This window comes from Telluria sp. LT2P34 (genome assembly GCF_059685915.1).
Map to the genome: position 1 here is coordinate 235,458 of NZ_JCASIN010000001.1, position 24,037 is coordinate 259,494.

Here is a 24,037-nt window from a genome sequence, read left to right on the forward strand (position 1 = left end):
AATCGCTATCGAGGCTGCAAAACCCAAGTTAAAAAAAAAGGCGAACTCGCGTTCGCCTCTTCTCTGTTGAGGCGCCCTGTGTGGCGCCCCGGTGCTACTGGAAATCTGGCGGAGCGGACGGGACTCGAACCCGCGACCCCCGGCGTGACAGGCCGGTATTCTAACCAACTGAACTACCGCTCCAAAATTCGTTACTCAAAAAATTCGATACCGTGACTGTGGCGGAGCGGACGGGACTCGAACCCGCGACCCCCGGCGTGACAGGCCGGTATTCTAACCAACTGAACTACCGCTCCACATTCATACTCGGTACTGCATCATCTCCGCGTGTCACCGCAGAGAAGGCATTAGTTTACAGCATCTTTTAACGCTTTACCAGCCTTAAATTTCGGAACCTTGGCAGCTTTAATCTTGATTGGCTCCTTGGTACGCGGATCGCGGCCCGTACGGGCGGCGCGGTCGCCGACGGTGAAGGTGCCGAAGCCGACCAGGGTCACGCTGTCGTTGTTCTTCAGGGTGTTGGTCACCGCTTCGATGACTGCATCGAGCGCGCGCGTCGCCGAGGCCTTGGTAATGTCCGCGGATTTCGCGATTTCTTCGATCAGTTCAGTCTTGTTCACTCGTATCCTCTTGGTCGTTCTTGACGCGGCGGCGCTGCGCCTTCCTGCAAAAGTGCAAGCGCGTATTAAACCGGGGTGATTTGCTTCTGTCAAGCAACATTCGCGCGGCGCAAAAAAAGAGGCGCCACGTGGGCGCCTCTCGCTTCAACGACGACAGCTTAGTGCTTGACGACCTCGCCCTGCCCTTCAGCGCCTGCAGCCGGGGCCGGGGCGACCGACACCGCCGGCACCTCGACCAGGGGCTGTGGCTGGCGTTCCAGCGCGATCTCGAGCACTTTCTCGATCCAGCGGACCGGCACGATCTCGAGCTTGTTCTTGACGTTGTCCGGAATCTCGGCCAGGTCCTTCACGTTCTGCTCGGGGATCAGGACCGTCTTGATGCCGCCGCGATGCGCCGCCAGCAGCTTTTCCTTCAGGCCGCCGATCGGCAAGACTTCGCCGCGCAGCGTGATCTCGCCCGTCATTGCCACGTCGGCGCGCACCGGAATGCCGGTGAAGGCCGACACCAGCGCCGTCGTCATGCCGATACCGGCGGACGGACCGTCCTTCGGCGTCGCGCCTTCCGGCACGTGGATGTGGATGTCGTTCTTCTCGAACGCTTCCGCCTTGATGCCGAAACGCTGGGCCCGCGAACGCACCACCGTGCGCGCCGCCTCGATCGATTCCTTCATCACGTCGCCCAGGGTACCGGTGCGGATGATGGCGCCCTTGCCCGGCACGTTGACGGCTTCGATGGTCAGCAGGTCGCCGCCGACTTCGGTCCAGGCCAGTCCGACCACCTGGCCGACCTGGTTTTCCTTCTCGGCCACACCGAAATCGTAGCGGCGCACGCCCAGGAACTTGTCCAGGTTCCTGCCGTTGACGATGACTGCCTTGTCGGACTTCTTCAGCAACAGCATCTTGACGACCTTGCGGCAGATCTTCGAGATTTCACGCTCGAGCGAACGCACGCCGGCTTCACGGGTGTAGTAGCGGATGATGTCGCGGATCGCCGATTCCTCGACCTTGATCTCGCCATCGCGCAGGCCATTCGCCTTGATCTGCTTCGGCAGCAGGTAGCGCTGGGCGATGTTGGTCTTTTCGTCTTCGGTGTAACCCGACAGGCGAATGACTTCCATCCGGTCCAGCAGTGCCGGCGGAATGTTGAACGAGTTCGAGGTCGCCACGAACATCACGTCCGACAGGTCGAAGTCGACTTCCAGGTAGTGGTCCGAGAAGGTGTGGTTCTGTTCCGGATCCAGCACTTCCAGCAAAGCCGACGAGGGATCGCCGCGGAAGTCGGCGCCCATCTTGTCGATCTCGTCCAGCAGGAACAGCGGATTGCGCACGCCGACTTTCGCCAGCGACTGCAGCACCTTGCCCGGCATCGAGCCGATATAGGTACGGCGGTGGCCGCGGATCTCGGCCTCGTCGCGCACGCCGCCCAGGGCCATGCGCACGAACTTGCGGTTCGTGGCACGGGCGATGGACTGGCCCAGCGAGGTTTTACCCACGCCCGGAGGACCCACGAAGCACAGGATCGGGGCCTTCAGCTTGTCGACGCGCTGTTGGACTGCAAGATACTCAAGAATGCGTTCCTTGATCTTGTCGAGGCCATAGTGCTCGGCTTCCAGCACTTTCTCGGCGTTCGCCAGGTCATGCGTGACCTTCGACTTCTTTTTCCATGGCAGCGACACCAGGGTGTCGATATAGTTGCGCACGACGGTCGCCTCGGCGGACATCGGCGACATGAGTTTGAGCTTCTTGATTTCGGCGGTGGCCTTGTCGAGGGCTTCCTTCGGCATCTTGGCGGCGATCACCTTCTTCTCGAGCTCGTCGATGTCGGCGCCGTCTTCGCCTTCGCCCAATTCCTTCTGGATGGCCTTGACCTGCTCGTTCAGGTAGTACTCGCGCTGGGATTTCTCCATCTGGCGCTTGACGCGGCCGCGGATGCGCTTTTCGACCTGCAGGATGTCGAGCTCGCCTTCCAGCTGGCCGAGCAGGTGCTCGAGGCGCTTGGCGACGTTGAAGATTTCCAGGATCACTTGCTTCTGCTCGAGCTTGAGCGGCAGGTGGGCGGCAACGGTGTCGGCCAGGCGGCCGGCGTCGTCGATGCCGGCCAGCGAGGCGAGGATCTCCGGCGGGATTTTCTTGTTCAGTTTGACGTACTGGTCGAACTGCTGGACGATGGCGCGGCGCATCGCCTCGACTTCGGAATCGTCGCCGACTTCCGAGTTCAAGGGGGTCAGTTCGGCGATGAAATGGGTGGCGCCATCGCTGATGCGGTCGATACGGGCACGCTGGGCCCCTTCGACCAGCACCTTGACGGTACCGTCAGGGAGCTTCAGCATTTGCAGGATGTTCGCGACGCAGCCGATCTCGTAGATGTCTGCAGCGGATGGTTCGTCTTTGGCAGCCGCCTTTTGAGCGGCGAGCATGATGCTCTTGCCCTGTTCCATCGCGGCTTCGAGTGCCTTGATGGATTTCGGGCGGCCGACGAACAGTGGTATCACCATATGGGGAAACACGACCACGTCGCGCAACGGCAAGAGCGGCAGCGTCGTTTGCTCGGTTAATTTCGAAGTTGTCATGGCATACCTTATAAAAAGCGTGTTACCAATGTTGGGTGAACACGGTTAAAACTCAAGACCGGCCAACGAATATTTTCTTTAGTAAAAAACATTATTCGTCTAATGCAATCTAGCCGTTCCAATAAAACCCCTGCATGAAATGAAAAAGCCACCACGCGACGTCTGTCGCGAGTGGCTTTTCGATTGAAGCCGGATGCTTTTATTGAGGTAAATTGTACCTCCTAGCATCCAGCGCACAAGTGCTTTTGTCGTTTCCGCGCGGATATTTTTTAATTTTCTCCGCTTGCTTTTGCGCTTTCGCTGTAAATCAGCAATGGTTTCGCGCCATTCGTGATCGTATTTTCATCAATGACGACTTTCACGACGTTTTGCTGATTAGGCAATTCATACATAACATCCAACAGCGCGTGTTCCAGGATCGAACGCAGACCACGGGCACCGGTCTTGCGCGCCAATGCTTTCTTTGCAATGGCATGCAATGCGGCTGGCCGAATTTCCAGTTCCGAGCCTTCCATTTCCAGCAATTTGGAATACTGCTTGATCAGGGCATTCTTCGGCTCGATCAGGATCTGGATCAGCGCTTCTTCCGTCAATTCGTTCAGCGTAGCTACGACAGGCAAACGGCCAACAAGTTCCGGGATCAGGCCGAATTTAATCAGGTCTTCCGGTTCGGCTTCCATCATGATTTCGCTGTTCGAGCGCTGGGTGGCGCTCTTCACGCTCGCCGCGAAGCCGATCCCGCCCTTGTCCGACCGGTTCTGGACGATCTTGGCCAGGCCATCGAAGGCGCCGCCGCAGATGAACATGATGTTGGTGGTGTCGATCTGGACGAAGTCCTGGTTCGGATGCTTGCGCCCGCCCTGCGGCGGCACCGAGGCCATCGTGCCTTCGATCAATTTCAGCAGCGCCTGCTGCACACCCTCGCCCGAGACGTCGCGCGTGATCGACGGATTGTCGGACTTGCGCGAAATCTTGTCGATCTCGTCGATATACACGATGCCGCGCTGGGCCTTTTCGACTTCGTAGTTGCAGCTTTGCAGCAGCTTCTGGATGATGTTCTCGACGTCTTCGCCGACATAGCCGGCTTCGGTCAGCGTGGTAGCGTCGGCAATGACGAAGGGCACGTTGAGCATGCGCGCCAGCGTTTGCGCCAGCAGCGTCTTGCCCGAGCCGGTCGGACCGACCAGCAGGATGTTGCTCTTGGCCAGCTCGACGTCGTCTTTCTTGCCGAGGTGCTTCAGGCGCTTGTAATGGTTGTAAACAGCAACCGACAGGATGCGCTTGGCTGTTTGTTGCCCGATCACGTACTGGTCGAGCAATTCCTTGATCTCATGCGGGGTCGGCAGGTCGGACTTGGCGCCCGCCACCGATTCCACGTTCGAGGTCTCGTCGCGGATGATGTCATTGCACAGGTCGATACACTCGTCGCAAATAAAGACCGAAGGACCTGCGATGAGCTTTTTGACCTCGTGCTGGCTCTTGCCGCAGAAAGAGCAGTACAGAAGCTTTTCGCCGCTGGAAGATTTTTTGTCAGACATGGGGCAGGTTTCTAGTGTAGGACTACGGATGGAAGATCGATCGGCCCGCTATTGCGTCGGCTCGACAAAGGTCCTCAATATAACGCGATCACGGGGCGCGCGACAATACAAGCGCACACCGTCATGCTACCCGAAATAAAAAGCAAACGCCCGAACGTGTTGGCGCCCGGGCGTTTTTCAACAACACCACTGTGATGCATCAAGCGCGCGTCGTCAACACCTTGTCGATCAGGCCATAATCCACCGATTCCTCGGCCGACATGAAACGGTCACGGTCGGTATCCTTGTGGATCTGCTCGATGGTCTGCCCGGTGTTGTCGGCCATGATGCGGTTCAGGCGCTCGCGCAGGTACAGGATTTCCTTGGCCTGGATTTCGATATCCGACGCCATGCCCTGCGATCCGCCCGAGGGCTGGTGAATCATGACGCGCGAGTTCGGCAGCGAAAAACGCTTGCCCTTGGCGCCGGCGGCGAGCAGGAAGGCGCCCATCGATGCCGCCAGGCCCGTGCACAGGGTCGAGACGTCCGGCTTGATGAAATTCATCGTGTCGAAGATCGCGAGGCCGGCCGAGACCGAGCCGCCCGGCGAGTTGATGTAGAGCGAAATATCCTTGTCGGGATTCTCGCTCTCCAGGAACAGCATCTGGGCGACGATCAGGTTGGCCATCTGGTCGTTGACCGGGCCGACGAGGAAAATCACGCGCTCCTTGAGCAGGCGCGAGTAAATGTCGTACGCACGCTCGCCGCGGCCGCTTTGCTCAACTACCATCGGCACGAGGCCGAGTGCTTGGGTGTCCAATGCCGGATTATGGTTCATGCGTGTCTCGTTCCTATTAATGTGGGCAAACTCAAAGACTAAGCGCTCGCTCAGCCTTGTGGGTTGCTGCCCATCAATTCATCGAAAGCGACGGTCTTGGTGCTGACCTTCGCCTTGCCAAGCACATAGTTGACGACGTTTTCTTCCAATACAAGGGCTTCGACTTCACCCAGGCGGCGACGGTCGCTGTAGTAGTACTTCAGCACTTCCTTCGGATCTTCGTAGCTCTGTGCGAAGTCTTCGATCTGCGCCTTCACCTGCTCTTGCGTTGCTTGCAAATTGTTCTCAGCGACCAGCTGCGACAGGATCAGACCCAGGCGCACGCGGCGCTCGGCCTTTTCAGCGAACAGTTCGGTCGGGAACGGCATGTTCTTGACGTCCATGCCGCGCTGCGCCATGTCCTGGCGGGTCTGCTCAGCGAGGCGCTCGGAATCCTGCTGGATCATGACGGTCGGCACGTCCATCTCGGTGGCTTTCACCAGCGCGTCCATCACGGCATCCTTGTTGCGGGCCTTGACGCGGGACTTGACTTCACGCTCGAGATTGACCTTGATGTCTTCACGCATTTTCTCGATCGAACCATCTTCAATGCCGAGCGAGACAGCGAATTCGCCGTCGACTTCAGGCATGTGCGCCCATTCCAGCTTCTTCAGGGTGATGGTGAAGTCGGCGGTCTTGCCGGCGACATCCTTGCCGTGATAGTCCTCAGGGAAAGCCAGCGGGAAGGTCTTGCTTTCGCCGACCTTCAGGCCGATGGTCGCCGCTTCGAATTCCGGCAGCATGCGGCCTTCGCCCAGCACGAAGCCATAGTCCTTGGCCTGGCCGCCGTCGAATTCGACGCCGTCGATCACGCCGGTGAAGTCGACCGTCACGCGGTCGCCGGTGGCGGCAACCGGCTCGCCGCCGTCGCCATGCTCGCCCGCCACGCCCTTGGTGTGGTAGTGCACGCGCTGCTTGCGCAGGATGTCGATGGTCTTGTCGATTTCGGCATCCGACACGTCGGCGGCCACGGTTTCGACTTCCATCGCGGCCAGGTCGCCGATCGTGAACTCAGGGAACACTTCGAAGGTCGCGTCGAAAGCCAGCATGCCTTCGGCTGCATCTTCCTTTGGCTCGATTTTCGGGAAACCGGCAACGCGCAGGCCTGCCTCGTTGGCGGCGTCGTTGAAAGCGCGGCCGACGCGGTCGTTCAAGACGTCCGACTCGATCTGGTAGCCGTACTGCGCGGCGACCATCTTGATCGGCACCTTACCCGGACGGAAGCCAGGCGCCTTGGCGGTCTTGGCCTGCTTCTTGAGGCGTTTTTCAACTTCCGTACGGACGTCACTCAGCGGAAAAGTGATCGTCAAGCGACGCTCGAGTTTATCCAGGGTTTCGACTGCAGTTGCCATTGTAAAAATCGTCCAAAAAAATAATTATTCGTGGTGCGAGGAGGGGGACTCGAACCCCCACACCATTGCTGGCGTCAGGACCTAAACCTGGTGCGTCTACCAATTTCGCCATCCTCGCGCAGGATTGCATATTGCCACATAAACAAAGGGCGCCCGACAGTACAACCGGCCGCCCTGCACTCCTTTGTTTATGGGCTACAACTTCAACCCAGTATTTTACTGGATTTTCTGACACTAGAGTGGTGAATTTTGCTGAGGGGTGCTGGCATCGGCGCGGCAATTATAATCATCCACATTTGCCCCAAGCTATATGATTCCCGGATGCCGGTCGAACACTACGAAAACTTCCCTGTCGCCTCGATCCTGATGCCGCGCCGCCTGGTGCCCGCCGTCGAAGCGATCTACGCCTTTGCGCGCGGCGCCGACGATGTCGCCGACGAGGGCGATGCCGGCGCTCCCGAGCGCCTTGCCGGCCTGGCAGAATACGAAGCCGCCCTCGACGATATCGGCGCCGGCCGCACGCCGGCGCGCCCGATGTTCGCGCGCCTGAAGGGAGTCGTGGAAGCGTATCGCCTGCCCCTGCAGCCGCTGCGCGACCTGCTCTCGGCCTTCCGCCAGGACGTGGTGACGACGCGCTACCCCGACTATCCGGCGCTGCTCGACTATTGCCGCCGCTCGGCCAATCCGGTCGGGCGCCTGATGCTGGCCCTGTACGGCGTCGACGGCGAACGCGAGCTGCAGGAGGCCGACGCCATCTGCAGCGCCCTGCAGCTGATTAACTTCTGGCAGGACGTCGGGATCGATATCGGCAAGGGGCGCATCTACCTGCCGCAAGAAGACCTGGTGCGTTTCGGTGTGGCCGAGGCCGACATCGAAAGCAGCCGCACCACGCCGGCCTGGCGCGCGCTGATGGCCTTCGAGGTCGCGCGCGCGCGTGCGCTGATGCTGTCGGGGGCGCCGCTGGCGGCCCGCCTCCCCGGGCGCATCGGCTGGGAGTTGCGCTTCGTGGTCCAGGGCGGATTGCGCATCCTGGAAGGGATCGAAGCCGCCGATTACGATGTGTTCACGCGGCGCCCGACGATCGGCAAGCGCGATTACCTGCTCATGCTGGGCCGGGCATTGCGCATGCGCGCGCCAAAACCCGTCTAGCGGCCCCGGCAGTAGGCGGATGGGCGGCGCATCGGCTAAGATAGCAGCTTCGCATGCTCTCCTATCGCCGCTTAATACATGTCCCCCGACGAATACTGCCAGCAAAAGACTGTCCAGAGCGGTTCCAGCTTCTACTACAGCTTCCTTTTCCTCGCGCCGGAGCGCCGCCGCGCCATCACGGCCCTGTACGCCTTCTGCCGTGAAGTCGACGACACCGTGGACGAGGCAACCGACCCCTCGCTCGCTCGCATCAAGCTGGCCTGGTGGCGCACCGAAGTCTCGACCATGTACTCAGGGACGCCGACCCACCCGGTGACCCAGGCCCTGAAGCCGCACACCGGCGTCTACCAGCTCGAGGAACAGCACCTGCAGGCGATCATCGACGGCATGGAGATGGACCTCGACCAGAGCCGCTACCTCGACTACCCGGGCCTGCGCAAGTATTGCTGGCATGTGGCGGGCGTGGTCGGCATCCTGTCGGCCAGCATTTTCGGCCATACAAGCCCGCAAACGCTGGCCTATGCGGAAAAACTGGGCCTGGCCTTCCAGTTGACGAATATTATCCGCGACGTCGGCGAAGATGCGCGCAAGGGCCGCATCTACCTGCCGATGAACGAATTGCAGCAGTTCGGCGTGACGGCCAACGAGCTGCTCAAAGCCCAGCACAGCGACAAGTTCGAGGCGCTGATGCGGCACCAAGCCGAGCGCGCCCAGGCGATGTACGACGAGGCCCTGGCCTGCCTGCCGAAGGAAGACCGGCGCGCCCAGCGCCCGGGCCTGATGATGGCCGCGATCTACCGCACCCTGCTCGTCGAGATCGAGCGCGACAACTTCCACGTCCTGAACCAGCGCATTTCCCTCACGCCGCTCCGTAAGCTCTGGCTGGCGTGGAAAACCTATGTCCGCAACTAGCAAGATGAGGAAGGGCGCCAGCGTCGCCGTGATCGGCGGCGGGTGGGCCGGCTGCGCCGCGGCCGTCGAACTGGCTCGGCGCGGCGCGACCGTCACCCTGTTCGAAGCCAGCCGCACGCTCGGCGGGCGCGCGCGCGCCGTCGAGGTGCAGGGCCGCTTGCTCGACAACGGCCAGCACATCCTGCTCGGCGCCTACACCGAAACCCTCGGCCTGTTGAAACGCGTCGGCGTCGACCCGGCAAGCGCGCTGCTGCGCCTGCCGCTGCAGATGCGCTATCCGCCGAACAGCGGCGCCCTCGATTTCGTCGCCCCGCGCCTGCCGGCGCCCTGGCACATGATCGTCGCCCTGGCGCGCAGCAGCGGCCTGGCGCGCGCCGACAAGCTGGCCCTGGCCCAGCTCTTCACCGGCCTGCGCTGGATGGGCTGGCGCCTCGACACTGACGTCAGCGTGTCGGTCCTGCTCGAGCGCTACGGACAAACCCCGCGCCTGGCGCGCCTGATGTGGCACCCGCTATGCCTGGCGGCGCTGAATACCCCGCCCGAGCGGGCCTCGGCCAACGTCTTCATGGCGACCCTGCGCGACAGCCTGGGCGCCCGGCGCGCCGCCTCCGACATGCTCATTCCCCGGCTCGAGCTGTCCGCGCTGTTCCCGCGGGCCGCCGCAAGCTACCTGGAGGCGCATGGCGGCACGCTGCGCGCCGGCGCCAAGGTCGGCGCGCTGGTGCGCGCGGCCGCTGGCTGGCAAGTCGATGCCGGCGCCGCGTCCGCGGCCGCGAGCTTCGACGCCGTCGTGCTGGCCACGCCGCCCGCCGCGGCCGCGGCCCTGCTCGCGCCACATCCGGAAGCCGGCGCGCTGGCGGCGCAGCTGGGCGCTTTCGAACACGAGCCGATCGCCACCTGCTACCTGCAATACACAGCCGACCTGCGCCTGCCGCTGCCCTTTTGCGCCCTGCTCGACGATCCCGCGGCGAACCGCTTCGGCCAGTTCGCTTTCGACCGCGGCCAGCTCGACCCCGGCCAGGCCGGCCTGCTGGCGGTCGTGATCAGCGCGGCGCTCCAGGCGGCGGCGCTTGACCAGGAGAGCCTGGCGCGCCTGGTGGCCGTGCAACTGGCCGAGGCGTTCGCCGACCCGCGCCTGGCCGCGCCGCTGTGGAGCCGCGTGATCACCGAAAAGCGCGCGACCTTCGCCTGTAGCCCCGGCCTGGTGCGTCCCCCGACCCTCACTCCCCTGGCCGGCCTGGTGCTGGCCGGCGACTACACGTCCAGCGACTACCCGGCCACGCTCGAGTCGGCGGTGCGCAGCGGCCAGGCGGCGGCGAAGTCCATCCTTGCGGGCGACCGCCCGCCGCCCCAAAACGGCAGCCTGTCGCACGGCGATAGCAAGCCGGACGCCGGCTCGCTACAGTAACAGCATCGATACCACCGGACTTATTCGCACCGCATATGGGCAAACTGGACTATCTCGAGGCACTCAAGCGCGCCCTGCTCGGCCTGCCGCCGGAACTGCAGGCCAAAACCCTGGCCTGGTACGAGCAGCGCTTCGTCGACGGCATGGCCGCCGGCCGTCCTGAAGACGACATCGCGCGCGACCTGGACGACCCGAAAAAGGTCGCCCTGACCCTGCGCGCCAACACCCACATGCATGCCTTTGCCGAGCAGAAGAACCCGGCGAACCTGGTGCGCATGCTCGTCTCCGTGCTTGGCCTCCTGATCTTCAACCTGTTCATGGTGATTCCGGCCGCGGTGGTCGGTTCGCTCCTGGCCTCGCTCTACCTGGTCGCCTTCGCGTTCTATATCGGGGGTATCGCGGTCACGGCCAGCGGACTGTCCGGCGCCAACGAACTGGTGCTCGATGGCCCGCTCAGCCATGTCATCGAGGACGGCGGGCGCGAGGACCGCGCTACGCGCGTCTCAATCGGCGAAACCGGCATCCACGTGCGCGAGGAAAAAAGCGATGGGGCGGCCAACGGCGGCGTCCACATCACGACCGGGCTGGACGACGAGTCGCGCGCCACCCAGACCGTGCTCGGCCTGGCCTCGGTACTGGGCGGCATCGTGCTGTTCCTGGTGTCGCTGGTCCTGACACGCTATGCGGCGCTGGGCCTGAAGCGCTATGTGCAAATGAATTTGTCGCTGCTGCGGGGGACTTGACCATGCCGACACGTACCTTGTTCCGGGTAGGCATGAGCCTGCTGGTACTGGCCTTCGTCCTGATCGGCCTGTCCTACGCCGGGCTGCGCACCCAGGGCGTGTCGATCCGCCACGAAGGCCGCAATGTGGACGAAGAAACGCGCCCGATCGGGCGCGACATCCGCGTGGTAGAACTGTCCGGCCCGATCGACCTGAGCCTGCGCTACGGCGCCCAGCCGTCGCTGGTGGTGCGCGGCGAGCAGCGCCTGCTGGCGAATGTCGAAACCGTCCAGGACGGCGCCGTCCTGCGCATCGGCACGCGCGGCATCGTGCTGCGCCACCGCGAGCCGATCATGCTGGAACTGACCCTGCCGGCGCTCGAGCGCCTGAAAGTCGACGGCAGCGGCAGCACCGAAGCGAACGGCTTCACCGGCGAACGCATCGAGCTCGAACTGAACGGCTCGGGCAGGCTCGAATTCAATGGCCGCTACCGCCAGGCGCGCGCCCTGATGCAGGGCAGCGGCGAACTGACGCTCGACGCCGGCAATGGCGACAGCGTCGAGGGGGAGCTGACGGGTTCAGGCGAGCTGACCCTGGCCGGCGCCGCGCGCAGCGTGAAACTCGGTTCAAACGGCACCGGCCGCCTCGACGCCCAGCGCCTGCGCGCCGACAGCGCCGAAGTGCGCCAGAACGGCTCGGGCAACGCCAGCGTCACCGCGCACGCCCAGGTGGCGGCGGCCGTCAGCGGCAGCGGCGACATCGACGTCTATGGCAACCCGCCGCAGCGCACGATCAGCCGCACCGGCAGCGGCGACGTCCACTTCGATCACTGATCCCGTGCTGGCTCCTGCGCGGCGCCCAGCCAGCGCAGCACGCCGCTGCCGGCGGCGCGGCCGCTGGCGAAGCAGGCGCTGAGCAGGTAGCCGCCGGTGGGCGCTTCCCAGTCGACCATTTCGCCGGCCACGAACACCCCGGGCAGCGCGCGCAGCATGCCATTCGCGTCGATCGACTCGAAGCGCACGCCGCCGGCGCTGCTGATCGCCTCGTCGATCGGGCGCGCGCGCCTGAGCACCAGCGGCAGCGCCTTGATGGCGGCCGCGAGCCGGTGCGCATCGCTGAAATCATCCTGCCCCAGGCATTCGCGCAGCAAGCCCGCCTTCACGCCCTTGATCCCGAGCCGGCTTTGCAGGTGGCTCGACATCGAACGCGCGCCGCGCGGCCGCGTCACCTCGCCCTGCACCCGCTCCAGGCTGTGATCCGGCGCCAGGTCGAGCCAGATCGTGGTGCTGCCGCGCGCGGCGATCTGGTCGCGCAGCGGCGCCGACAAGGCGTACACCAGGCTGCCCTCGATGCCGCTGGCGGTGACCACGAACTGGCCCTGGCGGCGCTCGCGCAGGCCCGCGCGGTTCTCGTACGCGATGGCGACCGTGGCCAGGGGGGCACCTGCATATTTTTCGCTGAAGTGCGCGCTCCAGTCGGTATCGAAGCCGCAGTTCGAGGGCAGCAGGGGCGCAACTTCGACGGCGCGCGCGACGAGCAGCGGCACCCAGGCGCCGTCGGAACCGAGGCGCGCCCAGCTCGCGCCGCCCAGCGCCAGGACGACCGCATCCGGCCGCAACGCCAGCTCGCCGTCGGGCCCGAGCAGGCGCAGGGAATCGCCCTGCCAGCCGAGCCAGCGATGGCGCATGTGGAAACGCACGCCGCTGCCGCGCAGGCGCAGCAGCCAGGCGCGCAGCAGCGGCGCCGCCTTCATGTCGGCCGGGAACACCCGGCCAGAAGTGCCCACAAAAGTGTCGATGCCGAGGCCGTGGATCCATGCGCGCACCTGGACCGGGTCGAAGTCTGCGAGCCAGGCGCCGACTTCTCCCGCGCGCGCACCGTAGCGCTTCGTGAAATCCGCGACCGGCTCGGAATGGGTGATGTTCATGCCGCCCTTGCCGGCCAGCAGGAATTTGCGCGCCACCGAGGGCATCGCGTCGAACACGTCCACCTGCACGCCGCCGGCGGCCAGGATTTCCGCCGCCATCAAGCCGGCAGGGCCGCCGCCGATGACGGCGACGCGGGGGAGTGGATCGTGTGTCGACATGCTGGCTGCGGCGCAAGGGCGGGAATGGAATCGAGCTGCGCATTGTAGTCGAGAACAGGTGGTGCAAGACAGATGTAAAGGGGACTTGACATGGCGGTTTGACTACCCTACGATGTAAAGCATACTTTACACAAGGAGCCAAGCATGCATGAAAAGCGCATCATGAAAGCCTATCTGCGCGAGCTGTTCGGCGCGATCGCCCTGTACACCGTCCTGCTCGTGCTGGCCATCCGCTTCGGCCGCCCGATGCCCGAAGGCGTGCTGCGCACCGTGGTGCTGGTGACGCCCATGATCGGCTTCGGGCTGGCGATCTGGGCGATCGCGCGCCACCTGCGCCGCGCCGACGAATACATCCGGCAGTTTTTGCTGGAAAACGTCGCGCTGGCGGCGGCCATTACCGCCGGTCTCACCTTTACTTACGGCTTCCTCGAGACGGCCGGCTTCCCGCGCCTGTCGATGTTCACCGTCTGGTGCGTGCTGTGCGGCTCCTTCGGCCTGGCCTGCCTGCTGCGCAAGCTGTTTGCCAGATGAAGAACGCCATCCGCGCGCTGCGCGCCGAGCGCGGCTGGAGCCAGGCCCACCTGGCCGAGCTGCTCGACGTGTCGCGCCAGACCGTCATCGCCATCGAAACCGGGCGCTACGACCCCAGCCTGCCGCTTGCGTTCGCGATTTCCCGCATTTTCCAGCAATCGATCGAATCGATCTTCACCCCTGACCAGGAGCCAGCATGAAACTCGCCTCATCCCTGTTGTTCGCCGTTTGCGTCCTTGGCCTCGCCCCGGCCTGCGCCCTTGAAGCGCCGGCAGCGCCGGCCGCGCCGAACCGCTTTACCAGCGCCGCCCCCGCACCGGCCGAGCGCTTCGAGATCAAGGGCGTGCTGGTCGAGCGCCACGGCAGCGGTTCGACAAGCCTGATCCTGATTCCCGGCCTGGCCACCGGCGGCTGGGTGTGGCAGGAAACGGCGCGCGCATTCGCCGCCACCCACACCGTGTATGTGCTGACCCTGCCCGGCTTCGACGGCCGTCCCGCGGTCGACGGCAAGCCCTTCGAGGCCGCACGCGCCGCGCTGCGCGAACTGATGGTGTCGCGCCGAATGGTCAAGCCGGTCATCGTCGGGCACAGCCTGGGCGGCACGCTGGGCCTCGCCATCGCCGCCGACGAGCCGGGCCGCGTCGGCGCCGTGGTCAGCGTGGACGGCTTGCCGGTATTTCCCCGCACCGAAGACTTCCCGCCTGAACAGCGCGCCGCCATGGCCGAAGGCATGCGGCGCCAGGTGGCAGGCCTGGGCGCGCCTGCATTCGCCGCCCAGCAACGCCAATACATGCGCGCCACCGGCATGGTCGACATGGGCAAGGCGGACGATGCCGCCCTGCTGACGGCGCGCAGCGATCCGGCAGCGGTCGGGGCCTACATGGCGGCGGTGCTGGCGCAGGACTTGCGCCCGCGCCTGGCGTCGATCACGGCGCCGGTGCTGCTGGTGGTGCCCGCCTACGCGCCCGACCTGGCTCAGCAAGGGATTACCGCCGCCGAGAAGCTGGCGTATTATCGGGAACTCATGACGGGAACCAAACGCCTGGAAATCGCATCAATCGACAACGCGCGCCATTTCGCGATGATCGACCAGCCCCAGGCATTCAACGACGCGCTGCGCCGGTTCCTGAACACCCTTTGAAGACTACCGAGGAGCATCCCATGCCCAAGCTGTCGTACTGGATCGGCCAATATTTGGTCGCCGTCGTTTCGATGTTCGTCCTGCTGCTCGTCATCGACCTCTATGTGCGCGGCGAGACACTGGCGCGGGCCTGGCCCTCGGCGCTGGCCTGGGCGGCGGTCGCGTCCGCCATCTTCATCGGTTCGCGTTACCGCAACATGCGCAATAACGTCGCCTGCGGCCTGTGCGATGCCGGCAAGAAGAAGTAAGCCCCTTCATCCTCCAGGGCTGGCCTGTTATTCACGGTGCATTTGTTAAGAATATAAGATTATGCTTGACAAGCATTTTGCAAAGAATATTCTTACAGTCGCGTGAACGATGCGCGTCCTCGAGACGCGCACGATTCGCTCGCACGTCCGTTTCACCATCTTGGAGATGAATTATGTCGTTGAAGACAGGGCCGAATGCGGCCCGCAGGACCGTATTGGGCGCCATCGCGTCCAGCCCGCTGTGGCTGCAAAACGCGTGGGCAGCTTCGCAATCGATGAAGATTTCGCACCAGTTCCCCGCCGGCAGCGTCATGCAGGGCGACTTCCGTGACCGCCTGTGCCGCCTGTTCGCGGCCGACGTCGAAAAGCGCACCCGCGGCTCGCTCAAGTTCTCGATCTATCCGAATGCCTCGCTGATGGCGCCGAATGCGCAGTTCGGCGCCCTGCGCAAGGGCGGGCTCGACCTGTCGTTGATGCCGCTCGCCTATGCCGCGAACGAAGCGCCCGAGGCCAACATCGGCCTGATGCCGGGCCTGGTGACATCCTACGCCCAGGCCTATGGTTGGAAAAACGCCGACATCGGCAGGGAACTGACCCGGGTGCTGGCCGACCAGGGCCTGGTCATCGTCAGCTGGATCTGGCAGGCCGGCGGCGTCGCCTCGCGCGGCAGCCCGATCCTGGCGCCGGAAGACGTGCGCGGCCTGAAAGTGCGCGGCGGTTCGCGCGAGATGGACCTGATCCTGCAGCAAGCCGGCGGCACCGTGCTCTCCATGCCGTCCAACGAAATCCACGGCGCGATGAAGAGCGGCGCGCTGGACGCGGCGTTCACCTCATCGACCTCGCTGATGTCGTTCCGGCTGCAGGACGTGTCGCGCGCATTGACCTCGCCGCGCGGCGGCGGCTACTGGTTCATGCTCGAGCCGCTGATGATGTCGAAGACCAAATTCGACCGCATGAGCCGGGAACAGCAGGCCGCCGTGATGACCGTCGGCGCCGAGCTCGAGAAGTTCGCGCTGCGCATGGCGCAGGCCGACGATGCGGCGGTGGCAAGCGTGTATGCCCGCAGCGGCGCACGCGTGGCCGAGATGGATGCGGTGGCGCTGGCCAAGTGGCGCGACCTGGCGCGCACCACGGCCTGGGCCGACTTCGGCGGGCGCAGCGAAAGCTGCGCGAAACTGCTGGCGCTGGCCGAGAAATCGATCGTCGCGCTGTAAAGCCGCACCGCCTCCGACCGGGCTAGCCCCCGGTCACCGGCGGGAAGAAGGCCACTTCCCCGCCCTCTTTCACTGCAGTTTCCCCATCGCACATCACGTGGTTGAAGGCGGTGCGCAGCGCACGCTCGCCGCCGAGGGCGGCACTCCAGGCGCCGCCGCGCGCGACCAGGTGCGCGCGCACCGCCGCCACCGTGGTCACGCCGGGCGGCAGTTCGATGCGTTCGTTCGAGACGCCGAGCGCCTCGCGGACCGAGGCGAAAAATTTCAGTTCGATGTGCATGGAGAGGTAGCGTCCTTGTGCTGGCTTAGTGCTGCAATTCGGTAAACGGAATGAAGCGCACGGTGTCGCCTTCATGAATGATGCGCCCGGCCGGATTGTCGATCAGGCCGTCGCCCCAGACGGTCGAGGTCAGCACGCCCGAGCCCTGGTTCGGGAACAGGTCCAGGCCGCCGCCTGCATTCACGCGCGCGCGCAGGAATTCGTTGCGGCGGTCGGCCTTGGGCAGGCTGAAGTCGGCGCGCATCTGGAAAGCGCGCGGCTCCACCGGCCCGGACACGCCCTGCAGGCGCAGCACGAAAGGCCGCACGAAGAGCAGGAAGGTGATGAAGCTCGAGACGGGATTGCCCGGCAGGCCGATAAAGAAGCTGCTGCCGCCTGCATTCCTGCGCACGTCGCCGAAGGCGAGCGGTTTGCCCGGCTTGACCGCGATCTGCCACATGTTCAACTGCCCTTCCGCCTCGACTGCCGGCTTGATGTGGTCTTCCTCGCCGACCGACACGCCGCCCGAGGTGATGATCAGGTCGTGCTCGCGCGCGGCCTCGCGCAGGGTGGCGCGGGTGGCCTCGAGCGAATCGGGAACGATGCCGAAATCGGTGACGGCGCAGCCGAAGTTCTCCAGCAGGCCACGCAGCAGGAAGCGGTTCGAGTTATAGATCGCGCCCGGCGCCAGCCGGCCGCCCGGCGCTTCGCCCGGCATGGTCAGCTCGTCGCCGGTGAAGAAAACGGCCACGCGCAGGCGCCGGCGCAGCGGCAGGCTGGCCAGCCCGACCGATGCGGCCAGACCCAGCTCCTGGCTGCGCAGGCGCGTGCCGGCCGTCAGGATGGTCGCGCCGGCCTGGATGTCTTCGCCGGCGCGGCGGATCCACTCGCCGCTGTGCGGGGTATGCCGGATCGTGACGCTGTCGCCCTGGGCCTCGCATTGTTCCTGCATCACGACGGCGTCGGCCCCGGCCGGAATCATGGCGCCGGTGAAAATGCGGGCGGCGGTGCCGGGCGCCAAAGGCTGCCCGACCGTGCCGGCCGGGATGCGCTGGGCCACGCGCAAGGTTGCGCCGCCCTCGCTGCAGTCGAGCGCGCGTACCGCGTAACCGTCCATCGAGGTGTTGTCGGCCGAGGGCACGTTGATCGTCGAGCGCACGTCCAGCGCCAGCACGCGCCCGTTCGCGTCGATGGTCGGCACCTGCTCGATGTCCTCCACCTGCCGCGCCGCGCCGAGCAAGGTGTCGAGCGCTTCCCTCACCGACAGCAGCGGCCGCAAGCTGGGCTGGTCGTTCGCCGTCTTGATCGTCATTGTCATTCCTGGAGCGCGGTGTGGGCGGCGATGAAGTTTTTCATCTCGCCGAGATCCGGGCGCATCAGCACGAACTTCTGCGGCAGCGCCTCGATCTCCTCGAAGCCGGCCGGGCGCTCGGCGTCCATTCCCAGCGCCTCCAGGATGGTCTCGTTGAATTTCGCGGCCAGCGCGGTTTCGAGCACGATCATCGGTACGCCCGGCGCCAGGTGCTCGCGCGCGACCTTGACGCCGTCGGCGGTATGCGGGTCGAGCGTGATGCCGTAGTCGTCGAACGCCATCCGGATCGTCTCGAGGCGGTCCGCGTGGGTCGACTTGCCGGAGACGAAGCCGTATTCGCCGACGCGCCGGAACTCGTCGCCATCCGACCCCGGTGCGCCCGACAGGTCGAAGCCGCCGTGGGTGTCGACCTTGCGAAACAGCGCGTGGGTGCGCTCGCTGTCGCGCCCGACGAGATCGAATATGAAGCGCTCGAAATTCGACGCCTTCGAGATGTCCATCGACGGGCTGCTGGTATGCAGGGTCTCGTTCGAGGCGCGTACCCGGTAGACCCCGGTGCGGAAGAATTCGTCGAGCACGTCGTTTTCGTTGGTGGCGACGACCAGCTTGTCGATCGGCAGGCCCATCATGCGCGCGATATGGCCGGCGCAGACATTGCCGAAATTCCCCGAAGGGACAGTGAACGAGACCTTCTGGTCATTGTCGGTCGTCGCGGCGAGGTAGCCGCGGAAGTAATACACGACCTGCGCCACCACGCGCGCCCAGTTGATCGAGTTGACCGTGCCGATCTTGTGGCGCGCCTTGAACGACAGGTCGTTCGAGACCGCCTTGACCAGGTCCTGGCAATCGTCGAACACGCCCTCCACGGCGATGTTGAAGATGTTCGGATCCTGCAGGCTGAACATCTGCGCGCTCTGGAAGGGGCTCATCTTCCCCTGCGGCGACAGCATGAAGACGCGCACGCCGCGCTTGCCGCGCATCGCGTATTCGGCGGCGCTGCCGGTGTCGCCGGAGGTGGCGCCGAAGATGTTCAGCTCGTCCTCGTCTTGCGCCAGCGCGTATTCGAACAGGTTGCCGAGCAATTGCATGGCCATGTCCTTGAAGGCCAGGGTCGGGCCGTTTGACAGGGCCTGCAGGATCAGCTTGTTCCCTCCCTCTTCTTCCAGCACGCGCAGCGGTGTGATCTCGCCCGCGTTTTCGCCGGGGCGCGCGTTGCAATAGACCTCGGGGGTATAGGTTTTGGCGGTGATCGCGCGCAGGTCGGCATCCGGGATGTCGGTAGCAAACTTGCGCAGGATCTGGTAAGCCAGCTCCGCATACGACAGGCTGCGCCATGCGCTCAATTCCTCGGCGCTGACCTGCGGGTACTCGCTAGGGAGGAACAGGCCGCCGTCCGGCGCCAGGCCGCCGAGCAGGATGCTCGAGAAGGTTTCGGGATTGCGGGAGGCGGACGCGCTGGTGGCGCGGGTAGACAGGTAGTGCATACGGTTCGATGATCCGGTTGGGCTCGCGTTGATCTTTTATTATAGTGCGAGCCGGGGAATCCTGTATCTGCGGCCGGGTTGCGTTCTTTTACCCCTGCCAAACCCGGTCAGCAAGCCGCGTGATTCACCGTCACCACGTGAATCGCCAGCCCGCCCAGCGAGGTTTCCTTGTACTTGACCTGCATGTCGGCCCCGGTCTGGCGCATGGTCTCGATGACGTTGTCCAGGCTGACGAAGTGGGTGCCGTCGCCCTTCAGTGCCAGCGAAGCGGCGGTGATCGCCTTGATCGCGCCCATGCCGTTGCGCTCGATGCAGGGGATTTGCACCAGGCCGCCGATCGGATCGCAGGTCATGCCGAGGTGGTGCTCGATGCCGATTTCGGCGGCGTTCTCGATCTGTTCGTTCGAGCCGCCCAGCGCCGCGACCAGGCCGGCTGCCGCCATCGCGCAGGCCACGCCGACTTCGCCCTGGCAGCCGACTTCGGCGCCCGAGATCGAGGCATTCCTCTTGCACAGCATGCCGATTGCGCTGGCGGTCAGCAGGAAGTCGCGGATGCCGCGTTCGGGATCCGTCGGGCGGCAGTCTTCGGCGTAGTAACGCACGACCGCCGGAATGATGCCGGCCGCGCCATTCGTCGGCGCCGTCACGACGCGGCCGCCGGCCGCGTTTTCCTCGTTCACCGCCATCGCGTACAGCGTCACCTGGTGGGTCGAATCGTGCGGCAATTCGTTCACGCGCTTGCCTTCGACGCAATGCGCCTGCTTCCACAGCTTGGCGGCGCGCCGCTTGACGTTCAGGCCGCCCGGGAGCTGGCCTTCGGTGACCAGCCCGTGCGCGATGCACTCGTACATGACCTGCCAGATCTTGTCGATGCCGGCATCGAGCTCTGCTTCGCTCATGCGCGTCAGTTCGTTCGCGCGCAGCATGTGCGGGATGGAGAGGCCGTGCTCGCGGCCGTGGGCCAGCAGGTCGACCATCGTGCAGAACGGGAAGGGCACAGGGACTGCCACCGCCCCGCAGTCGGGCGCGCGCTGGGATTCGCCGGCCGCAGTGATGAAGCCACCGCCGACCGAATAGAAGATGCGTTCGATGACGCTGCCGTCCGCGAGCTTCAGCACGAAGCGCATGCCGTTCGGGTGCTCCGGCAGCCTCGAGGCCTTGTGCCACACCAGGTTGGTGCGCATGGCGAACGGGACTTCCCTGGTGCCGAGCAGGCGCAGCACGCCATCGAGTTCGGCTTCGGCCAGCTTGTCCTCGACCGATTCGGGATCGATGCCTTGCGGCGTTTCGCCCATCAGGCCAAGGATGACCGCCTTGTCGGTCGCGTGGCCGACGCCGGTCAGCGCGAGCGAACCGTACAGGTGCGCCTCGACGCCGACGGCATTGTCCAGCGGGCCGCACTCGAGCAGGAAGCGGCGCGCCGCCACCATCGGGCCCACCGTGTGCGAGCTCGATGGGCCGATGCCGATCTTGAACAGATCAAATACGCTCATGTCCATCTGGGGGTCGTCTCCGTTTGCATTATTCTTGGATTGTATTTCAGGCGACCGCGCCGATGTCGATATTCTCGAGCATGCTGGCGACCATTTCCGTGGTGCCGACCCGGGCTTCCCAGCCCCAGTCGCGCGTCGCGCGGCTGTCGTCCAGGCTCTTCGGCCAGCTGTCGGCAATCGCCTGGCGGCTGTCCGGTTTGTAGGCGATGCTGAACTCGGGCACGACGCGGGCGATCGCTTCGGCCAGTTCGCGCGGGTTGAAGGACACGCCGGCGACGTTGTACGAGGAGCGGATCGCGACTTTTTCCGCGGGCGCGTCCATCAGTTCCACCGTGGCGCGGATCGCGTCGGGCATGTAGATCATCGGCAGCGTCGTTTCCGGGCCGAGGAAGCACTCGTAGGTCTCGCCCTTGAGGGCCGCGTGGAAGATGGCGATCGCGTAGTCGGTGGTGCCGCCGCCCGGTGGCGACTTGAAGCTGATGATGCCGGGGTAGCGGATGCTGCGCACGTCGACGCCATACTTGCTGAAGTAGTACTCGCACAGGCGCTCGCCGGCGAGCTTACTGATGCCATAGATCGTGGTCGGGTCCATCACCGTGTACTGCGGCGTGTTGTCGCTTGGCGTGTTCGGGCCGAAGGCGGCGATCGAGGACGGCCAGAACACCTTCAGCGGCTTGCCCGCTTCCAGGCGTTCGCGCGCGACTTCCAGGATATTCAGCAGGCCGTCCATGTTCAGGGTCCAGGCCTTGAGCGGCGCCTTTTCGCCGGTGGCCGACAGCAGCGCCGCCAGCTGGTAGACCTGGGTGATCGATTCGTTGTCGACCAGCGCGGCCAGGCGCTCCTTGTCGAGCACGTCGAGCTGGGCGTAGCGCGCCGCGCCGTAGACGTTGGCGCTGCCGATGTCGGTGGCGAGCACGTTCTCCGCGCCGTGTTGTCCTGCGAGTGCAGAGACCAGCTCGCTGCCGATCTGGCCGTTGGCGCCGATGATGAGGATACGTTCCATGTTCTATTCCTGAAGCTGAGGCTTGTTAATTATTCTTGATGCGCATTTTTAATAATGCCCAGCTCGCGCCCGGCCTGTTCGAACGCGGCCAGCACCGTGTCCAACTGCTCGCGGGTGTGCGCCGCCGAGAGCTGGACCCGCACGCGCGCCTGCCCCATCGGCACCACCGGGTAGAAGAAGCCCGACAGCAGCACGCCCAGTTCGAACATGCGCGCCGCGAATTTCTGCGCCACCGGCGCCTCGAACAGCATCACCGGCACCACCGGGTGGGTGCCCGGCTTGATGGTGAAGCCGATGCGCTCGATCTCCTGGCGGAAATAGGCGGTGTTTTCCATCAGGCGGTCGCGCAGTTCGGTGGACTTCGAGATCCGCTCCAGCACCGACAGCGAGGCGCCGGCGATCATCGGCGCCAGGGTGTTCGAGAACAGGTAGGGACGCGACTTCTGGCGCAGCGTCTCGATGACTTCCTTGCGGCCGGAGGTGAAGCCGCCCATCGCGCCGCCCAGGGCCTTGCCCAGGGTGCCGGTGATGATGTCGATCTTGCCGATCACGCCGCAGTGCTCGTGGGTGCCGCGCCCGGTCGCGCCCATGAAGCCCGAGGCGTGGGATTCGTCGATCATGGTCAGGGCGCCGTATTTTTCCGCCAGTGCGACTATCTTGTCGAGCTGCGCGATCGTGCCGTCCATCGAGAACACGCCGTCGGTGACGATCACCTTGTGGCGCTTGCCGGCATCGGTCGCCGCCTGCAGCTGCTTTTCCAGGTCGGCCATGTCGTTGTTGGCATAGCGGTAGCGCGCCGCCTTGCACAGGCGCACGCCGTCGATGATCGAGGCGTGGTTCAGGGCGTCCGAGATGATGGCGTCGTTCTCGTCGAACAGCGGCTCGAACACGCCGCCGTTGGCGTCAAAGGCCGCCGCGTACAGGATCGTGTCTTCGGTGCCGAGAAAACGGGACAGCGCCGCTTCGAGTTCCTTATGCACGGTCTGGGTGCCGCAGATGAAACGCACCGAGGACAGGCCGTAGCCGTATTTCGCCAGCGCCGCTTCGGCCGCCTTTTGCGTCTCAGGGTCGCCCGACAGGCCGAGGTAGTTGTTGGCGCACATATTGATCAGCGTGCGGCCATCTTCGGACTGGACTTGCGCACCCTGGCGCGACGCGAGCACGCGCTCCGGCTTGAACAGGCCCTGGTCGCGCAGGGTGGACAGGTTCTGCTGCAGACCGGTGTAAAACGCGTTCGTCGCTTGCTCGCTCATGGTGGATTTCCTCTCAGTTGCCTGTGAATGGTTGCCGGCTCGGCCGTGGGTCGGACTATACTGTATCGTCGCACGCTGCAAAATTCGGTGGTTCGCTTCAATTTCGCTATGTCGAACCGAAATTCAATATAATGGATATTACGCCGACCTGTTGAACTTGGCAAGGTGCGGCGCCCCAACCATTGCCAAGGCTGTCTCGAGGATGAAAACCGTGGTCACGACCAACAATGCCCCACCCGAAGTCGGCGCCACCCTGCAGCGCCTGCGCCTGGCGCGCGGCCTGACGCTGGAGGACCTGTCGCGCATCGCGGGCGTGTCGAAGTCGATGCTGTCGCAGATCGAGCGCGAAAAGGCCAATCCTACCATTGCCATCACCTGGCGTCTGGCAAATGCGCTGGGGGTGCCGATCGGCGAGCTGCTATCGTCGGAACCGCGCGAGGTCGAAGCCATTCGCGTGCTCGACGCCCACGAGACGCCCACCCTCCCCGGCGCCCATGCCGGCTACACCCTGCGCATCCTCGGCCCCATGGAGCTGGCCGGCCAGTACGAATGGTACGAACTGACGCTGGCCCCGGGCGGCGCGCTGACCTCGCAAGCCCACGACCCGGGCACCAGGGAGCACTTGACCGTGCTCAACGGTTCGCTCGAGGTCGAGGTGGGACCCGAAAAACGCAAGGTCAAGGCGGGCGGAACGGCGCGTTATTCAGCGGACCAGGCGCATGTGCTGCGCAATATCGGCAAGGCCGAGGCCAGGGCGCTGCTGGTGGTGGTGCATCGCTGACAGCACTGCGGGTCGACTGCATGCCGAAATTATATTTATTTGCGAGTGCATCCAGAACGCGCCTTGCAACGTAGTAAGGTTATCAACAGCGCCGTCGCGTCCGTT

The 24,037-nt window shown here is 64.6% G+C and carries 23 protein-coding genes and 3 tRNA genes; 11 read left to right on the forward strand and 15 right to left on the reverse strand.

Annotated elements, in window-relative coordinates; genetic code table 11:
* Positions 1 to 106: 106 nt before the first annotated feature.
* From AC56KZ_RS01100 to AC56KZ_RS01135, 8 genes are all read right to left on the reverse strand, one after another.
* Positions 107 to 183: transfer RNA gene (locus AC56KZ_RS01100), tRNA-Asp, on the reverse strand.
* 36 nt (positions 184 to 219) lie between these two features.
* A tRNA-Asp gene (locus tag AC56KZ_RS01105) sits at positions 220 to 296 on the reverse strand.
* A gap of 51 nt (positions 297 to 347) precedes the next feature.
* The gene (locus AC56KZ_RS01110) at positions 348 to 626 is read right to left on the reverse strand and encodes an HU family DNA-binding protein (protein WP_497161193.1); all 279 of its coding nucleotides are present in this window, start codon (positions 624 to 626) and stop codon (positions 348 to 350) included.
* Positions 627 to 778: 152 nt separating this feature from the next.
* Entirely contained in the window at positions 779 to 3,190 is a 2,412-nt protein-coding gene (gene lon, locus AC56KZ_RS01115) for an endopeptidase La (protein ID WP_497160291.1), read from the reverse strand.
* Positions 3,191 to 3,459: 269 nt separating this feature from the next.
* A complete protein-coding gene (gene clpX, locus AC56KZ_RS01120) occupies positions 3,460 to 4,728 on the reverse strand; it encodes an ATP-dependent Clp protease ATP-binding subunit ClpX (protein ID WP_497160292.1) in 1,269 nt (422 codons plus the stop codon).
* A gap of 199 nt (positions 4,729 to 4,927) precedes the next feature.
* Positions 4,928 to 5,545 carry an ATP-dependent Clp endopeptidase proteolytic subunit ClpP gene (gene clpP / locus AC56KZ_RS01125; protein WP_497160293.1) on the reverse strand — a complete coding sequence of 206 codons (618 nt, stop codon included), beginning with the start codon at positions 5,543 to 5,545 and terminating at the stop codon, positions 4,928 to 4,930.
* A 50-nt stretch (positions 5,546 to 5,595) separates the two neighbouring features.
* Positions 5,596 to 6,936 carry a trigger factor gene (gene tig, locus AC56KZ_RS01130; protein WP_497160294.1) on the reverse strand — a complete coding sequence of 447 codons (1,341 nt, stop codon included), beginning with the start codon at positions 6,934 to 6,936 and terminating at the stop codon, positions 5,596 to 5,598.
* A gap of 31 nt (positions 6,937 to 6,967) precedes the next feature.
* Positions 6,968 to 7,054: transfer RNA gene (locus tag AC56KZ_RS01135), tRNA-Leu, on the reverse strand.
* 203 nt (positions 7,055 to 7,257) lie between these two features.
* Between AC56KZ_RS01135 and hpnC the strand changes: the two genes are divergently transcribed.
* The 5 genes from hpnC (at position 7,258) to AC56KZ_RS01160 (ending at position 11,960) form a co-directional block, all read left to right on the forward strand.
* Positions 7,258 to 8,085: a squalene synthase HpnC gene (gene hpnC, locus AC56KZ_RS01140; RefSeq protein WP_497160295.1), complete on the forward strand. Its 828-nt coding sequence runs from the start codon at positions 7,258 to 7,260 to the stop codon at positions 8,083 to 8,085.
* Between the two features lie 78 nt (positions 8,086 to 8,163).
* Positions 8,164 to 8,997: a presqualene diphosphate synthase HpnD gene (hpnD, locus tag AC56KZ_RS01145; protein WP_497160296.1), complete on the forward strand. Its 834-nt coding sequence runs from the start codon at positions 8,164 to 8,166 to the stop codon at positions 8,995 to 8,997.
* A complete protein-coding gene (gene hpnE / locus AC56KZ_RS01150) occupies positions 8,984 to 10,405 on the forward strand; it encodes a hydroxysqualene dehydroxylase HpnE (RefSeq protein ID WP_497160297.1) in 1,422 nt (473 codons plus the stop codon). Before hpnD ends, hpnE begins: the two co-directional genes overlap by 14 nt.
* 35 nt (positions 10,406 to 10,440) lie before the next feature.
* Complete coding sequence (locus AC56KZ_RS01155; RefSeq protein WP_497160298.1) at positions 10,441 to 11,148, forward strand: DUF1700 domain-containing protein; 708 nt, start codon at positions 10,441 to 10,443, stop codon at positions 11,146 to 11,148.
* A 2-nt stretch (positions 11,149 to 11,150) separates the two neighbouring features.
* On the forward strand, positions 11,151 to 11,960 hold the full coding sequence (locus AC56KZ_RS01160; protein ID WP_497160299.1) for a head GIN domain-containing protein: 810 nt from the start codon (positions 11,151 to 11,153) through the stop codon (positions 11,958 to 11,960).
* On the opposite strand, the gene AC56KZ_RS01165 is transcribed toward AC56KZ_RS01160, so the two are convergent.
* Positions 11,954 to 13,213 (reverse strand): TIGR03862 family flavoprotein, encoded by a 1,260-nt coding sequence (locus AC56KZ_RS01165; protein ID WP_497160300.1) that lies wholly within the window; start codon positions 13,211 to 13,213, stop codon positions 11,954 to 11,956. The genes AC56KZ_RS01160 and AC56KZ_RS01165 overlap by 7 nt on opposite strands.
* 144 nt (positions 13,214 to 13,357) lie before the next feature.
* Between AC56KZ_RS01165 and AC56KZ_RS01170 the strand changes: the two genes are divergently transcribed.
* The 5 genes from AC56KZ_RS01170 to dctP all read left to right on the forward strand — a co-directional run bounded on the left by AC56KZ_RS01170 (position 13,358) and on the right by dctP (position 16,347).
* Positions 13,358 to 13,744: a hypothetical protein gene (locus AC56KZ_RS01170; protein WP_497160301.1), complete on the forward strand. Its 387-nt coding sequence runs from the start codon at positions 13,358 to 13,360 to the stop codon at positions 13,742 to 13,744.
* Positions 13,741 to 13,944 carry a helix-turn-helix transcriptional regulator gene (locus AC56KZ_RS01175; protein ID WP_497160302.1) on the forward strand — a complete coding sequence of 68 codons (204 nt, stop codon included), beginning with the start codon at positions 13,741 to 13,743 and terminating at the stop codon, positions 13,942 to 13,944. Before AC56KZ_RS01170 ends, AC56KZ_RS01175 begins: the two co-directional genes overlap by 4 nt.
* The gene (locus AC56KZ_RS01180) at positions 13,941 to 14,885 is read left to right on the forward strand and encodes an alpha/beta fold hydrolase (RefSeq protein ID WP_497160303.1); all 945 of its coding nucleotides are present in this window, start codon (positions 13,941 to 13,943) and stop codon (positions 14,883 to 14,885) included. Before AC56KZ_RS01175 ends, AC56KZ_RS01180 begins: the two co-directional genes overlap by 4 nt.
* 20 nt (positions 14,886 to 14,905) lie before the next feature.
* Positions 14,906 to 15,133 carry a hypothetical protein gene (locus AC56KZ_RS01185; RefSeq protein ID WP_497160304.1) on the forward strand — a complete coding sequence of 76 codons (228 nt, stop codon included), beginning with the start codon at positions 14,906 to 14,908 and terminating at the stop codon, positions 15,131 to 15,133.
* Between the two features lie 173 nt (positions 15,134 to 15,306).
* On the forward strand, positions 15,307 to 16,347 hold the full coding sequence (dctP, locus tag AC56KZ_RS01190) for a TRAP transporter substrate-binding protein DctP (protein ID WP_497160305.1): 1,041 nt from the start codon (positions 15,307 to 15,309) through the stop codon (positions 16,345 to 16,347).
* Positions 16,348 to 16,369: 22 nt separating this feature from the next.
* Here the strand turns inward: dctP and moaD are convergent, their stop codons facing one another.
* From moaD to kbl, 6 genes are all read right to left on the reverse strand, one after another.
* Entirely contained in the window at positions 16,370 to 16,627 is a 258-nt protein-coding gene (gene moaD / locus AC56KZ_RS01195; RefSeq protein WP_497160306.1) for a molybdopterin converting factor subunit 1, read from the reverse strand.
* A 25-nt stretch (positions 16,628 to 16,652) separates the two neighbouring features.
* Positions 16,653 to 17,918 carry a molybdopterin molybdotransferase MoeA gene (locus tag AC56KZ_RS01200; RefSeq protein WP_497160307.1) on the reverse strand — a complete coding sequence of 422 codons (1,266 nt, stop codon included), beginning with the start codon at positions 17,916 to 17,918 and terminating at the stop codon, positions 16,653 to 16,655.
* A 2-nt stretch (positions 17,919 to 17,920) separates the two neighbouring features.
* Positions 17,921 to 19,402 carry a threonine synthase gene (gene thrC, locus AC56KZ_RS01205; RefSeq protein WP_497160308.1) on the reverse strand — a complete coding sequence of 494 codons (1,482 nt, stop codon included), beginning with the start codon at positions 19,400 to 19,402 and terminating at the stop codon, positions 17,921 to 17,923.
* Positions 19,403 to 19,509: 107 nt separating this feature from the next.
* Positions 19,510 to 20,901 carry an L-serine ammonia-lyase gene (locus AC56KZ_RS01210; protein WP_497160309.1) on the reverse strand — a complete coding sequence of 464 codons (1,392 nt, stop codon included), beginning with the start codon at positions 20,899 to 20,901 and terminating at the stop codon, positions 19,510 to 19,512.
* A gap of 40 nt (positions 20,902 to 20,941) precedes the next feature.
* A complete protein-coding gene (locus AC56KZ_RS01215) occupies positions 20,942 to 21,898 on the reverse strand; it encodes an NAD-dependent epimerase/dehydratase family protein (RefSeq protein WP_497160310.1) in 957 nt (318 codons plus the stop codon).
* A gap of 29 nt (positions 21,899 to 21,927) precedes the next feature.
* Positions 21,928 to 23,151, reverse strand: coding sequence for a glycine C-acetyltransferase (gene kbl / locus AC56KZ_RS01220; protein WP_497160311.1), 1,224 nt, complete (start codon positions 23,149 to 23,151; stop codon positions 21,928 to 21,930).
* 202 nt (positions 23,152 to 23,353) lie between these two features.
* Between kbl and AC56KZ_RS01225 the strand changes: the two genes are divergently transcribed.
* A complete protein-coding gene (locus tag AC56KZ_RS01225; RefSeq protein ID WP_497160312.1) occupies positions 23,354 to 23,932 on the forward strand; it encodes a helix-turn-helix domain-containing protein in 579 nt (192 codons plus the stop codon).
* The last annotated feature ends 105 nt before the right edge of the window (positions 23,933 to 24,037 follow it).